This window comes from Mariprofundus micogutta (assembly GCF_001895085.1).
GTDB lineage: Bacteria > Pseudomonadota > Zetaproteobacteria > Mariprofundales > Mariprofundaceae > Mariprofundus > Mariprofundus micogutta.
Map to the genome: position 1 here is coordinate 38,440 of NZ_BDFD01000018.1, position 14,348 is coordinate 52,787.

16 protein-coding genes and 1 tRNA gene are annotated in these 14,348 nt (G+C 48.8%); 9 read left to right on the forward strand and 8 right to left on the reverse strand.

Annotated elements, in window-relative coordinates; genetic code table 11:
- Positions 1-18: 18 nt before the first annotated feature.
- The 6 genes from MMIC_RS09740 to thiC form a co-directional block, all read right to left on the reverse strand.
- Positions 19-2,559 carry a DUF748 domain-containing protein gene (locus MMIC_RS09740; protein ID WP_072660280.1) on the reverse strand — a complete coding sequence of 847 codons (2,541 nt, stop codon included), beginning with the start codon at positions 2,557-2,559 and terminating at the stop codon, positions 19-21.
- Between the two features lie 50 nt (positions 2,560-2,609).
- Positions 2,610-3,032, reverse strand: a complete 423-nt coding sequence (tsaE, locus tag MMIC_RS09745) for a tRNA (adenosine(37)-N6)-threonylcarbamoyltransferase complex ATPase subunit type 1 TsaE (RefSeq protein WP_072660281.1) — start codon at positions 3,030-3,032, stop codon at positions 2,610-2,612.
- Positions 3,033-3,040: 8 nt separating this feature from the next.
- The gene (locus tag MMIC_RS09750; RefSeq protein ID WP_072660282.1) at positions 3,041-3,502 is read right to left on the reverse strand and encodes a CBS domain-containing protein; all 462 of its coding nucleotides are present in this window, start codon (positions 3,500-3,502) and stop codon (positions 3,041-3,043) included.
- Positions 3,503-3,711: 209 nt separating this feature from the next.
- Positions 3,712-4,026 carry an ATP-binding protein gene (locus MMIC_RS09755; protein ID WP_072660283.1) on the reverse strand — a complete coding sequence of 105 codons (315 nt, stop codon included), beginning with the start codon at positions 4,024-4,026 and terminating at the stop codon, positions 3,712-3,714.
- On the reverse strand, positions 3,930-4,928 hold the full coding sequence (locus tag MMIC_RS12740) for a sensor histidine kinase (protein ID WP_072660284.1): 999 nt from the start codon (positions 4,926-4,928) through the stop codon (positions 3,930-3,932). The genes MMIC_RS09755 and MMIC_RS12740 overlap by 97 nt, the downstream gene beginning before the upstream one ends.
- An 11-nt stretch (positions 4,929-4,939) precedes the next feature.
- The gene (gene thiC, locus MMIC_RS09765) at positions 4,940-6,805 is read right to left on the reverse strand and encodes a phosphomethylpyrimidine synthase ThiC (RefSeq protein WP_072660285.1); all 1,866 of its coding nucleotides are present in this window, start codon (positions 6,803-6,805) and stop codon (positions 4,940-4,942) included.
- Positions 6,806-6,950: 145 nt separating this feature from the next.
- Here thiC and ygfZ point away from each other — a divergent pair, with 145 nt between their 5' ends.
- From ygfZ to MMIC_RS09810, 9 genes are all read left to right on the forward strand, one after another.
- Complete coding sequence (gene ygfZ, locus MMIC_RS09770) at positions 6,951-7,907, forward strand: CAF17-like 4Fe-4S cluster assembly/insertion protein YgfZ (RefSeq protein WP_072660286.1); 957 nt, start codon at positions 6,951-6,953, stop codon at positions 7,905-7,907.
- On the forward strand, positions 7,900-8,163 hold the full coding sequence (locus MMIC_RS09775; RefSeq protein WP_072660287.1) for a DUF4936 family protein: 264 nt from the start codon (positions 7,900-7,902) through the stop codon (positions 8,161-8,163). The genes ygfZ and MMIC_RS09775 overlap by 8 nt, the downstream gene beginning before the upstream one ends.
- Positions 8,164-8,267: 104 nt before the next feature.
- The gene (gene dapE / locus MMIC_RS09780; protein WP_072660288.1) at positions 8,268-9,392 is read left to right on the forward strand and encodes a succinyl-diaminopimelate desuccinylase; all 1,125 of its coding nucleotides are present in this window, start codon (positions 8,268-8,270) and stop codon (positions 9,390-9,392) included.
- 3 nt (positions 9,393-9,395) lie between these two features.
- Positions 9,396-9,770 (forward strand): preQ(1) synthase, encoded by a 375-nt coding sequence (gene queF / locus MMIC_RS09785; RefSeq protein WP_072660289.1) that lies wholly within the window; start codon positions 9,396-9,398, stop codon positions 9,768-9,770.
- Positions 9,767-10,474 carry a diaminopimelate epimerase gene (locus MMIC_RS09790; protein ID WP_072660290.1) on the forward strand — a complete coding sequence of 236 codons (708 nt, stop codon included), beginning with the start codon at positions 9,767-9,769 and terminating at the stop codon, positions 10,472-10,474. The genes queF and MMIC_RS09790 overlap by 4 nt, the downstream gene beginning before the upstream one ends.
- A 6-nt stretch (positions 10,475-10,480) precedes the next feature.
- Entirely contained in the window at positions 10,481-10,873 is a 393-nt protein-coding gene (locus MMIC_RS09795) for a YkvA family protein (RefSeq protein ID WP_072660291.1), read from the forward strand.
- 84 nt (positions 10,874-10,957) lie between these two features.
- A tRNA-Phe gene (locus tag MMIC_RS09800) sits at positions 10,958-11,033 on the forward strand.
- A 91-nt stretch (positions 11,034-11,124) separates the two neighbouring features.
- Entirely contained in the window at positions 11,125-12,132 is a 1,008-nt protein-coding gene (locus MMIC_RS09805) for a class I SAM-dependent methyltransferase (protein ID WP_072660292.1), read from the forward strand.
- A gap of 1 nt (position 12,133) precedes the next feature.
- On the forward strand, positions 12,134-12,859 hold the full coding sequence (locus MMIC_RS09810; RefSeq protein ID WP_072660293.1) for a pseudouridine synthase: 726 nt from the start codon (positions 12,134-12,136) through the stop codon (positions 12,857-12,859).
- Positions 12,860-12,883: 24 nt separating this feature from the next.
- Here MMIC_RS09810 and MMIC_RS09815 read toward each other — a convergent pair whose 3' ends face one another.
- Positions 12,884-13,093 (reverse strand): hypothetical protein, encoded by a 210-nt coding sequence (locus MMIC_RS09815; protein WP_072660294.1) that lies wholly within the window; start codon positions 13,091-13,093, stop codon positions 12,884-12,886.
- A 217-nt stretch (positions 13,094-13,310) separates the two neighbouring features.
- The gene (locus tag MMIC_RS09820) at positions 13,311-14,141 is read right to left on the reverse strand and encodes an adenylate/guanylate cyclase domain-containing protein (RefSeq protein WP_072660295.1); all 831 of its coding nucleotides are present in this window, start codon (positions 14,139-14,141) and stop codon (positions 13,311-13,313) included.
- Between the last annotated feature and the right edge of the window lie 207 nt (positions 14,142-14,348).

Here is a 14,348-nt window from a genome sequence, read left to right on the forward strand (position 1 = left end):
TCCCCCACGGAACCAGTATTAATCCAGCGTCAACTCCACCCTGGCTTTTACAACTTTCCTGGCCTCATCAATCTTGCCTCGACAGGTAAACAGACGCTCGCTCTCAATACCATGCAGCTGCAGCGCGCTCATAACCGCGTCAGACCGGGCCTGAGCCAGCTGTAATAACTCTTCATCTGTTTTTACCGGCACTGGCACATCTGCTTGCCCGGCTTCACCCTGAGGCCCATCTGCTGATACACCCTCATAACGTGAAGCTACCCCACATAACTGCAGACGGAATGCCTTACTTTTTTTCAGAAGACCGGCAATTTTCGATGTATAATCCTGCATTTGCGGATTCAATGTTGCCTCAAGCTGCTCAAAAGCGATAGGCGTCAGCTTCGGCTTACCTGCCTCTTTCATAAGATCACCCGCAAGGCTTGCAGCCAAAATAATGCTGCCGTAGGGCTGCAGAACCAACGAAGCGTAGGTCATGGCCCCACTGCTAAGCGATGACATCAGCGCTTTATTAATAATCTCATTAATATTGATATTCGGATCATCAAGGTTGCCTGAAATGGGTACATTCATCTCAATATCACCGCGATCATCACGCAGCATATCCAGAGCCATATTGACCGGCATACCGATCTTCTGCTCGGCCTTTCCCAGTTGTTTGGAAGAGCCCAGTGTCAGTTTACGCATCAACAACCTGTTTTTCGCATCGATTTTATTATTATTGATGCTGATACTGGTATCCAGATTAAACTGACCGGTTTGGATGGATTTGCCGAAATCCGATTCAACAAAACCACTTAAGCCCGGCATATCGAAATTCTTCAAACCGATCACCAGATCGGTTTTCAGTCGTTTTCCATTCGGCCGCAATTTGCCTTTGGCACTCAGTTCGCCATTTCTTCCGATTCTCATCAACATATCGAGTCTTCCATCACGTTTGCCGGACATATCCAGCGGGGCAAAACGGAACTTCTTCACTGTCATACGCGTATCCAGAGGAGGGAACACCGATTCATCACGATAGCTGATTTTACTACCCCGACCCAGCAAAAGCTCATCGATGATGACCACAGGTTCTTTTCTGCTCTCCTTTTTATCAGCGGACTTATCAGTTGATTCATGTTGAGAAGATGTTTTTTTCGGCTTCTTCTTGGACCTGCCGCTCAATTCATCCAGCACACTCAGTTTTCCATTTTTCTTCTTGATCAGCCTCGTGTTCAGGTCGTTAAACTGCAGCTTATTCAGATGATACAGACCTGCCGTGTCCAGTGTGGCGCCACTGGCAACAATGCCACCGATTGATCCCAGTGATTTTTTACCTGAAGCAGGCAACTTTATGCCGCTCAAACTGAGGGAATCAAAAGCTCCCTTATCAGTGCCGCTCATAGCAAACTGCTTCAAAGTAAGCTGTTCGATAGCGGCAAGAAGTTGTTTACCCTGCTTTTGATGTAGATCAAAGCCCTGCATGGAAAGCGAGTCCAGGTTGAGGTTTTCACCCGGCTGTGTGGTTAATCCCTGAAGCTTCAACTGACGCAAAGATATGTTGTCATCATCACCTGTCATGCCGCTTGCCTGCAACTGTTTCAATAGCAGCGATGCAAAAGCAAGCTTTCCGTCCAGATTCGCATCTATGTTTTGCACATCAATGCTCGCAAGCTGTACAGCGCCTGCACCGGTAAGTTGCGGCTGCATACTAATATTACCGAGATTTAATGCCTCTACCTTATGCCTGTTTAAACCTGATGACTGGACATTGACCAATTTAATCGCATCAATCGCCGCCAGTTTTTTGCCATCATCCTGAGCAAACTTCAGCCCTGAAAGCTTTAGCCCTGTATTTTCAGTTCTCAGTGAAGAAGCAATATCTTCAGCACTGACGGAAAAGAATAATGTTGCAGCCAACTCCAGATTCTCATTGCTGACCTTATATCCAAAACTGGTGAAGTCAGTTTCACCGAGCTTCACCTCGGCATTCAATGACTGCTCCCTGTTTAACAGGCCCGACAAACTGAGATGCAATGATTCAACCGGCAGCTTCAGTTGCATATCGATTCCATTCACATTTACACGCAGCGCCTGAATATCCAGACCATCCACAACAGTAAGCCAGGGATCACCCTGCTCATCCATTTCGCCTTCTTTTGCATCGACTTGCGCCGGTTCAGAGTGAATATCAGCCAACTGCCACTGCCGCTTGTCATCCTGATGCAGATCAAAGTTGGCCGAATGCAATTCAAATGAACGGACATATACAATCTTTTTAAACAATGGCAGCCAATCGATATTCACTGCCAGATGACTGATATTCAGCCCGTCCCCTGCTTTCAATTCCTGCAACAGCACTTCGCCTGTAAAGAGGTTGATGTCTATATTCTCAATTTCAGCCTGTTGGACACCATGATCTTTCAACCATGATTCTGCTGCATATTCCACAGCCAGCGGCAACAGTGAAACAAACAATAGGCCCAGTGCAACCACCGCCGCTGCAATAGCGTATGCGGGTTTCATCATGGCTGAGTATGTGACCGAATCAGCAGCCTCTGATTGCTTATCAGGCATATGCCATCCTCCATTGCCGGATTCTTGCTTCGTATGCCGCACTCGGCATATCAGCTCCGTTCAATCTCTATACTTCTGAGTTCCGGATCATTTGCATCGGGTAAAATATACACCCTGATAACGTGACTTTGCAGCATATCAGGTGCGCGCTCCGGCCATTCAATCAGCGCAATCCACGGAGGCTGAAAAAAATCCCGAACCCCAAGCATTTCGATTTCATCAGCAGCATCCAGACGATACCAGTCCATATGTGCGACCTGACAATGTTCGCCCTGATACTCTTGAATAATCGCAAAGGTTGGGCTTGGAAGAGCCTCATCAGTCACCCCGAGCGCACGCAGGATTGCACGGCAAAACACACTTTTACCTGCTCCCAGCTCTCCGTACAGTGCAACCACATCGCCAGGCTTCAGTGATGAAGCCAGTTCAGCCGCAATAGATACAGTTTCAGATTCGTTGTGGCTAATACGCACCAGTGGAATCAGGCGCTTACCAGAGCTTTGATGACATCATGTTTGCAAATCATGCCGACTACCGAATCACCCTCGAGCACTGGCAGATGATGAACATGTTTATCACCCATAATCGTAGCAACTTCACCCAGATCAATATCCGCATGAATGGTAACCACATCAGTATGGGCCAGATCCTCGGCTGTCATGGCCTGCAGACGCGCAAGCTCTTCTTCAAATTGAGATTCACCCATCGGAATCACCATATCGAACAGAGCCACAGCAGTCGGAACATGCAAGTTCTTCTGTTGATCAATCAAATCCGTTTCAGTGATAATACCAAGCAGACGTTTATCATCATCAAGCACCAGCATGCCGGTCAGATCTTCCGAAGCAAAGCGCTTGGCAATGTCGGAAATCTGTGTGTCCAGATGGCAGTAAGCCGGATGGTCGTCCATGATGTCACGAGCCAGAACTGTTGAATAAGGCATAGCACTCTCCTGATAACTTGATTATAGACCGTATCGCACAGGGATTAAACCACGCGCGAACAATCAGGTTATCATAAACAGCAACTATATTCAGGCAAGCACAAACACACCCGAAAATAATGGAGGAGAACATTTAACTCAGATACAAAAAGGGCTATGCCATCAGCGACATAGCAACGGGATGCTTCAAGCCCGAATGTAGTGAGCAGTTAGTCTGCAAGCAAAGGCAAACGAATGGTGAATTCAGAACCGGAGCCATCTATACTTTCAACATCGATTTCACCGCCATGCACTTTTACAATGCCTGAAACAGCAGCAAGACCCAGCCCACGCCCCGTAAATTTCGTGGTATAAAAAGGATCGAATATTTGCTCCAGCATATCAGCACCCATGCCACAGCCATTGTCCTTGACTCGAATCACCGCGTTCACAGATGATGGCTCACTCTGCACAGTATAGCTGACCTGTATTTTACCATCCTGAGCACAGGCTTCGACTGCATTCTCCAGCAGACTGAACAGCACTTGCCTGATTTGATCCCGGTTACACCGGCACTGCAGACCTGCTTGTCCGATGCACTTAGCTGCAAACTGATAGATGGAGGCATATGCACACGATATTCCTCAATACAGTCATCCAGAAACCCATGCAGATCAAGGCTTTCAAATTCACATTTCTGACTGTACCCCGAATAGGCGAGCAACTGATTGGCATGCAGGCTGGCTTTGCTGGCAATATTATCTATCTGATCCAGCTTCCTGCCTGTTTCTTCATCGGATTCAAGTCGGATTAAATGGGTATTCAACGATACCGCCTGCATCTCATTATTAATTAAATGCGCCAGGCCTCCGGCAAGATTGCGAGCCATTTCCATTTTCTTGCGCTCGGCTTTTTCACCCGCCAGTTGTTCGGATACCTGTGCAGTATCCTGCTGCTGTTGCTTGAGCTTGGCGAAAAAGAGCATATTAAGAATAAACAGAATCCCCAGACTGATAAGAAGATTCATACGACTTTGAAGACTGAACAGAGGCAGTTCCCGTACTGCATCGAGGTATAACATCAGCAACAGGCCGGAGAAGGTATAGATACTCCATACCAGCCCCTCTCTGCCAAGAAACAGTGCGATGCCTACCATCATCACTGAGATCCAGAAACCGGTCGATGGTTCCAGATAACACTGTATGATGACTGCAGTAGACAGCACGAAAGCAGCCATATGCATGGCTATGCGAACTTTACCGATATGTATCAGCCACAATGCCACGGCAAACACGACTGATTCGAGCAGCGTCAGGGCAAACAGATCCGCGCGTCCCAGAAACAGATAAATCACATCGAACACAATGGTTACCACAAAGGTAAGTCCGATTACGCGCCTGATATATTCGATCTCAATCAGACCGATTTTATCAGTCGCTTTGCTCATCCGTTCATGACTCAAGCTTTGTGATAAATCTCCGAACCTGTACGAACAAACTCTTCCGACTGCTCGTTCATGCCAGCTTCGATGGCTTCACGCGTTTCCATGCCGTGCTCTTTGGCATAATCTCGAACATCCTGCGTGATCTTCATCGAACAGAATTTCGGCCCACACATGGAACAGAAATGTGCCACCTTGGCACTGTCTTTCGGCAGGGTTTCATCATGAAACGAGCGAGCCGTATCCGGATCGAGTGACAGGTTGAACTGATCCTCCCAACGAAATTCGAAACGTGCTTTGGAGAGCGCATCATCACGCTGCTGTGCACCCGGATGACCCTTGGCCAGATCAGCTGCGTGTGCAGAGATTTTATAGGTAATTACACCCGCTTTCACATCATCACGATTCGGCAAACCCAGATGCTCTTTCGGCGTCACATAACAGAGCATGGCACAGCCATACCAACCGATCTGGGCAGCACCAATTCCGGAAGTAATATGATCATAACCCGGTGCAATATCAGTCGTCAGGGGGCCGAGGGTGTAAAACGGCGCTTCATCGCAATGCTTGAGCTGCTCGTCCATATTCTCTTTGATCATATGCATCGGCACATGACCAGGCCCCTCAATCATCACCTGCACATCATGCTTCCAGGCGATTTTTGTCAGCTCACCCAGCGTTCTCAGTTCACCGAACTGTGCTTCATCATTGGCATCAGCAATCGCACCCGGACGCAAACCGTCACCGAGTGAGAATGAAACATCATACTTCTTCATGATTTCGCAGATATCTTCAAAATGGGTGTAGAGGAAATTCTCTTTATGATGCGAGAGGCACCACTTGGCCATGATCGAACCGCCACGGGATACAATGCCGGCAAGTCTTTTCGCAGTCAGTGGCACATAACGCAGCAGCACACCGGAATGTATTGTGAAATAATCCACACCCTGCTCTGCCTGTTCAATCAATGTATCACGGAAAATTTCCCAGGTCAGGTTCTCTGCAATGCCATCCACTTTTTCCAGAGCCTGATAAATCGGCACTGTGCCGATCGGAACAGCGGAGTTGCGGATAATCCATTCGCGGGTTTCATGAATGTTTTTACCGGTTGAGAGATCCATAATGGTATCCGAGCCCCAGCGGGTCGCCCAGGTCATCTTCTCAACCTCTTCTTCGATAGATGATGAAACAGCTGAATTGCCGATGTTGCCATTGATCTTCACCAGGAAGTTGCGACCGATAATCATCGGCTCCAGTTCCGGATGATTGATATTGGCCGGGATAATGGCACGACCACGGGCAATCTCTTCACGGACAAATTCTGCAGTGATCACCTGAGGGATGGCTGCACCCCAGCTTTGGCCCGGATGTTGTTTGGTAATTTCACGCAGATGTTCACGGCGCTGATTTTCACGTATCGCCACAAACTCCATCTCAGGCGTCACAATACCCTGACGTGCATAATGCATCTGAGAAACATTTTTACCCGATTTCGCACAACGCGGTTTACGCACATGCGCGAAACGCAGATCATCCAGACCTTCATTATCACGACGTTCACGCCCGTATTCAGACGTCAGGCCTGCCAACTCTTCGGTATCATTGCGTTCGGCAATCCATGCCTCACGAATAGGCTGAAGACCCTGTTCAAGATCAATTTCCACATTCGGATCGGTATAAGGCCCAGAGGTATCATAAACAAGAATCGGAGCATTCTCCTCAACACCATCGCTGGTCTGAGTTGGAGAAAGTGTGATTTCACGCATCGGCACCTGAATATCAGGTCGCGACCCCTCAATAAATACCTTGCGGGAATTGGGAAATGGCTGCTGAGCATCGTAGTGATTTTCTGCGAGATCCGTGCTGTCTGCCTGCGTTGTCATCTTACCTCCAGTCTCGATACCCGGCCCACGCCGAGTTTCGGGGGGCGGAACTATACCGAAGTGAGAGCGTAGGGCATAGCAACTATCCTGAAAACCATTGCAAGGATGTGGGTGGACTTTTCCCACAAGACGCTAGAATAGCTCGATGAATCTTGATCTCCCCCGTCTATCGCCACAAACAGCAGAGCAACTGCTAAACAGTATGACTATCTCAGTTCGCACTCGCTGGGCAGTTCTAAAGGCATCAGGCCCCACTGCTCGAGAATACCTGCAGGGACAACTGACGCAGGACATGGAAAAAATCACTGCTGAGCAGGGCATTCATAGCTGTCTGTTAACACCTCAGGGAAAAGCAGTTTCAGAGCTCTATATTCTTGAAGGGCATGATAACGAACTAATCATGCTTGTTCCGGCCTCGCATGCCGAGACTACCGTAGCCCGCTTGCGCCAGTTCGCGCTCGGCCACCAACTCCGTATTGGTCTGGTTAAAACACTCTCAATCTGCTCTGTTCAGGGAGCGCATGCTCATACGTTATTGAATGATTTTGGTCTGGATGAACCCGGCGAACGCTGGTTATCCAGTAGCCGGAAAGCTGGTGAAGATACATTTGCTGTCGTGATGCCTGAAAAGCCCCACGGATTCTGGATTATCAGTAGTCCAGATCAAATCCATGCCATACTTCAAAAGCATGAACAGGTTGCTGAACAAGAGATGGAAGCCATGCGTATTATTCGCGGCTTTCCCGATTTCGGCGTGGAATGGGATGAGAGTCTGCACCCTTTAAATGCCAATCTAATCGAATTTGATGGCGTTTCGTTTAAAAAAGGCTGTTATGTCGGCCAGGAAATCACTGCGCGTATGAACTGGCGCGGCGGCATCAAGAAGAAACTGTACCGCGTATCCATAGCCGGACGACCAGACACCCTTCCCTGCCCTGTCCATACAACGGCGAAAATCGGTGAATTGAAGTCGGCAGCTATCGACCACGAAGGAAACTGCTGTGGCATTGCGCTATTGCCGATTGAAGTCGCTGAATCAACGGTCCAGTTGACGCTGGATAATGGTGTGACCGTAGAAACTCTGGAGGCCTGCCATGCCTGATGCATTTATCTGGTATCATGCGCATGAAAAACTGGAATCCGAACTGATGAGCTGGCTTGACGAAATCGAAGATAAAGCAGGCGTGCGAGGCAAACTCTTTGTCCGTAAGGATGATGGCAAAACAACGTTCATGGAATCCTATAGTGATGTAACGACTTCAACGATCACTCGCATCGAGAAACATGCTGCACAACATCCTGTATTTACGAATATCGAACGTCGCTGCGAAAGCTTTATGCGAATAGATAAACTCTGAGTTACTCTTTTCCAGGGTTGCTATGACTTATTCAGGGCGAGCCTGAATATTCTCCTGACAGATAAGCAGTACCACCGGCAGTGGGTTTTGATTAGGGTCCGCACATGTCCGAAATTGCCACTAACATTGCCGTTAAACTGATCCAGCGTGAATCCGTCACTCCCGAAGATGGCGGCTGCCAGAATTATATCGAATCACTGCTGGCCCCTCTGGGTTTTGTGCGAACATCCGTGGATGAAGGGGGTATCACCAACAGTATCTACTCCCGACCGGGTGAACTGAAAGGCACACTGGCTTATGCAGGCCATACCGATGTCGTGCCGACTGGCCCGCTAGAACAGTGGCCGCATCCGCCATTTTCCGGGCTGATTGAAGACGGCATGCTGCATGGACGCGGTGCACAGGACATGAAAGCAGGTATTGCCTGCTGGATTGCCGCAGTTGCAGAACTGTGTGGTGAATATACACCGCTACCAACCATCCAGTTGCTGATTACCTCCGATGAGGAAGGTGACTCCATTGATGGCACAATTCGCATCGTCGAGCAGATGCAGGAAAATGGCACATTGCCCGATGCTGTCATTGTCGGAGAGCCGTCGAGCTTTAAACATGTGGGTGACACCATCCGCCGTGGTCGACGCGGTGTGGTACAGATCAAGGCTACATTCCACGGCAAACAGGGGCATTCGGCTTATCCGCAGGATGCTGATAATGCCATACATCATGCAACACCCGCATTGGCAAACATTGCATCAATCGACTGGGGTGAAGCTGCCGATGGATTCCCTGCCACCTCATGCCAAATCACCAACGTAAATGGCGGCACAGGCGCAACCAATGTGATTCCCGGCTTTTGTGAAGCACTGATTGATATCAGATACAATCCGGCCAATAATTTTAACAGCATCAAAAATGCCATTGAAACTGCCTGTGCTGACTGCGATGTGACACTGGAATTCGATCATTCAGCCACTGCCTTTTCCACACCCGATGGCACCTTCCTTGATCTGGTCTGTGATAGTATCAAGACCATTACGGGCATTGATACCCTGCGTGATACCGGAGGAGGCACTTCGGATGGCCGTTTCCTTGCCGCAGCCGGTGTTCCTGTAGTGGAACTCGGGCTCACCAACAGCACTATTCATCAGGTGGGTGAATGTGTGGCCGTGTCCGAGCTGGCTATGCTGACAAAGATTTATACCAATATTATTGAGACAATGAGGTTTTAAACGATGAGTGAGAAGCTGGGCGCTGTTTTAAACAAGCCAACACGTTATCTGGAAACATTCGAAAATCCGAACCCCGAGCGTGATTACCATATCCGCATCGATTCTCCTGAGTTTACCTGCCTCTGCCCGAAAACAGGGCAGCCGGATTTTGCCGAGATCAAACTCGATTATATTCCGGATGCAGTCTGTGTAGAACTGAAATCTCTGAAACTCTATTACTGGAGCTTCCGCGATGAAGGTCACTTCCATGAACAGGTCACCAATATGATTGCCAATGACCTGATCAAGCTGCTTGATCCGCGTCAGATCAAGGTGACTGCAGTATTCAATGTGCGCGGCGGTGTTTACACCACTGTTGAAGTAGAACACAGTAAATGAGCACCCTTCCATTCACCAAGATGCAGGCTCAAGGCAATGATTTCATTGTTCTTAATGGCCTTACATCGGAGCTGCCTGCACTTACGGAAGCCTTCGTACGGCGCATTACCGAACGCCGTTACGGCATAGGCTGTGATCAGTTGCTTGTGCTTGAGAAGTCTGACAAAGCCGATGCTGCCATGCGTATCTTTAATAACGACGGCAGCCAGGCTGCCAACTGTGGCAATGGCCTGCGCTGCGTGGGTCATCTGCTCATACAGCAGCTTGGTAAAGAGTGTGTGTCTATTGCGCTTGCTGACCGCAATGTAAACGCCGAGGCTACAATTAATGGCATCTGCGTTGATATGGGAGCTGCTACAGTGACTGATTCAAGCTCTGCACATGTCGATATCCATATCGGTAACGAACACCGGGTTTTCTTTGAAACCACTGAAGCCTTCCCGTCTGACCGCAATGTTGAAATTGTTACCGGTCAGATTGCCAGTCATGTTTATATCGACATTATCGAACGCGGTGCAGGCCATACTCTGGCATGTGGAACCGGGGCATGTGCAACAGCTGCTGCTATCTGGTCAAACGAAGGTGAAGTACGCCCGCTGACCATTGAGATGCCCGGTGGCACTGTGACAATCTCTGGGTGCCCGAAAAACATCAAGCTGGAAGGTCCAGTCTCACAGACGTTCGAGGGTGTTTTTTCACTGTAAACCTAGATGAATCGCCTTAAAGGCTGGGCCGAATCATTACGACGGGACAGCTATGCCCTCTATCTGGCAGCCCGTAATCCGCAAGTTTCACCTTTCGCTAAATTTCTCATTGCGATGATTGTCGCTTATATCCTCAGCCCGATTGACCTGATCCCGGATTTTATTCCGGTGATTGGTTATCTCGATGATCTGCTGCTTCTGCCGCTCGCTATTGCCCTGGTAATCAGAGCGGTTCCCGAAGATGTCTGGCACGCTTGCCGGCAACAGGCATCAAATGAATTGACTATGGAAACGCCCTACCGTACTCAGGTGGTGGTTGTCATTGTATTGATCTGGCTTATTGCCTTAGCTTATTTCGGCTCTATTTGCCTGGATTGGTACATCAACATGAGCGCATAACAGGCTAACACCATGCGCAGATAATTCAGGCTTGCATCTGACAACTTTTATCCCATAATCCGGCCTCCCGAAAGGGGCGACTGAGGGCAGGTAGCTCAGTCGGTAGAGCAGAGGACTGAAAATCCTCGTGTCGGGGGTTCGATTCCCTCCCTGCCCACCACATGAAAAGGAGCTGCAGAAATGCAGCTCCTTTTTTATTTCACACTCAGAGCGTTGGACAGTTGTTGAATCACTTTCTACAGTCCCAGACCATGTCAGCTGTTGAACTTTTATATCAGGCCGCACTGAAGACTCCGGCAACGAAGATGCTGGTTATCAACGCGCATGCTCACCCATTGCTGGCAGAGCTGAACAAACAGACAGAACGGCTTGATCTCCGACAGCATTTTAAGCCGGAAAATGATGCCATTAAATATATGGGGCTGAATGTTTCACCCGAATTGCCTGTTTCTGACCAAGCATTCGATCTGGTTCTGATGCTGCCTGCCAAAAACAAACAACAGACGCTTGGCTGGATGGCTACCGCAATGAAAATACTTGCTGATCATGGCAAGTTACTGATTGCCTGTGCCAATAACCATGGGGCCAAAAGTTATGAATCGAGCCTGAAAAAACTGGCTGGCAATGTCAGTTCGTCTTCCAAATCCAAGTGCCGCATCTTCTCTGCGAGAAAAACAGATTCTCTTAATTTTGAATGGATGACGCAGTGGATGGAGGCCGGACAGCCACGAAAGATTGAATTACCGGGGCTTATTTCACAGCCCGGCCTGTTCAGCTGGGATCGCGCAGATATTGGCTCCCTGCTCCTGCTTGAACAACTACCCAAGCTTACTGGCACCGGCATGGATTTGTGCAGCGGTTACGGACTACTGGGCAAACAGATCCTTGCCGGTTCACCTGGCATTCAAACCCTGCACATGATTGAAGCCGATTTCCTCGCTGTTGAATGCGCCCGGACAAACACAGCCAAGTGGCGGGACAAGGTTCAACTGCAATGGTCTGATGCAACAAAGGATGAGCTGCCGACACAACTCGACTGGATCGTCTGCAATCCACCATTCCATACAGGTCAAACAAGGGATGTTGATCTTGGCCAGACGATTATCAAACGCGCCTGCAAGAGCCTGAAAAAAGGCGGCACGATTTATCTGGTAGCCAATCGCCAGCTTCCCTATGAGCATGTGCTGGAATCTGAACTACATGAGGGTCAGAAATTGATCGAAGCAAACGGCTTTAAAGTCATCAAGGGAATACGCTGAAATGAAAAAAGAAGAACGGCTGGATAAACTGCTCTCCAATCTCGGTTACGGGGTCAGAAAAGATGTACGCTTCTGGATCAAGGAAGGCTGGATCAGCGTGGATGGAAAGCCGGCCACTTCACCGGCCCAGAAGGTGCTGGCCGATCAGGTCAGGCTCGAAGGTAAAGAGCTCGATCATCCGCATGGTCTGACAATCATTTACCATAAACCTCTTGGAGCAGTCTGCTCGCGCAAAGAGGATGGACAGCTGATCTATGCTGATTTCCCCGAGCGTTGGATCGATCGCAAACCGCCACTCTCGCCTGTCGGAAGACTGGATAAAGAGACATCCGGCCTGTTAATTGTGACGGATGACGGACAACTCAATCATCAGCTGACCAGCCCCAAACAACATATCTCTAAAACTTATGCCGTAACACTGGAGCGGCCGCTAAACGGTAATGAAACTGAACTTTTTGCCAGTGGAAAGCTGATGCTGGAAGCCGACGACAGGCCATGCCTGCCCGCAGAATTAACAATCATCAACGACACAGAGGTTTCTCTGGTATTACATGAAGGGCGCTATCATCAGGTACGCAGAATGTTTGCTGCCGTTGGCAATCATGTGAACACATTAAGCCGCACTCATATCGGAGCGCTATCGCTGAATGAAACAAAACTTGTAGCCGGCTCATATCAAACGACCACATCCGGTGAATTAATGAAGCTGGTTACTGGAACGCTTTAAGCTCTGAACGGTGACTCATCCGCTTTAGTACCTGTAGGAGATACGACTCAGATAGGCCTGCTCATCATACGTATGTCTGTGATAACGGCTGCTGGAAGCTGGCAAATGGCAGGGCTGATCCTGACTTTCTATGCTTGAACCTGACCCGGTCCCTTTGCTGACTGCCGGATCCTGCTGTGTTGTTGCACAACCGGAAATCAGCACCAACGATGAGATTAAGATAATACTTTTCATAACAGCCTCCTTGCTTCGGCCTTGTGCTGCATGTTTCATCAGCTTGCTTTGAGCTTAGCAAGGGCGGCAAACGGAAACTGTGATGCCTGTCATCATGTGCGTTCATCTGACACAAGGGCAGGGGCCCGAAGCACTAGTGGCAGGATAGTTAATCTCAGAGACAAAAAAGCCCCTGAAATCACTGCGATGTCAGGGGCCCGGCTAGTTGAGGTGTTGTTTAATGGAATATGGTCTTCAAACGAGTAGAGATACTTGATTCCAGCCCCATCTGCTTGGGTGATACCTCATACAGCGTACTCACACCCACACCTTTCAGTGTCATGTTTTTCGGTGCGCCAATGAGAATATCCCCTGAATAATCGCGGATCTTGGTGTGAATCAGACCAAAAACGATCTCATCGATGAGAATCTGATTACGCAGTGCACTGGACTGGATACGCGCACCCTTATCCATCGCATGACCAATATAATCCTGTGCAGGCCCGGGAATCTCTTTCACATAACCGCAGGTAATACCGACGCGATAGTTCATGCCGCCCACAAGTTTCTTCAGTTTTTTACGCCCGTCAGAAATGCTGCGCTTGATCAAAAGTGAGGCGAGAACAGCATCTATAGCATGTTCAAACACAGCCATAATACCATCGCCCAGATGTTTCACGACATGACCGTTATAACGTTCAACTGCCTGTTCACAGATATCGCAGAACAGTCGGTTGCGCATATAACCTTTGGTATGACCCATCGAACGTTTGTATTCGGTTGAGCTTTCAAGGTCAGTGAACATGATACATTTATAATGATCCTGTGTTGTCGCAATGGCTCGCGCTACAGTTTCAATCATCACATCCAGATTCATGGGTTTGGCATTGACACGGCTGGCCGGACGCGACGCCACCATTCTAGGCGGTGTGGCAAGATCTCCGGATGATACCACCAGATCAACAGCAGCTTCTTTAGCCGCTCTTCTTGTACGTGCTGGAGCTTTCTTGGGAATAGCCACCACATTCACGTCACTGTTTTTCTTCACCTGTTTTCTTGCTGTCGCCATGATCAACCTCCGGCAGCACTCGGCCACGATATAGGCAATGCTGAAGAAAGGTGAATTTATTTCTGTGATCTAAATCGCATATCACTGCTGTCCGGTTAAGGAATTAGCAGCAAGAAAACAGGCCTGAATTCCCAACGATTATGGTAAATTTGTAGTTATCCAGACAGCAAATTCACAGAACGGAGAACTCAGGCCATGAAGCACATT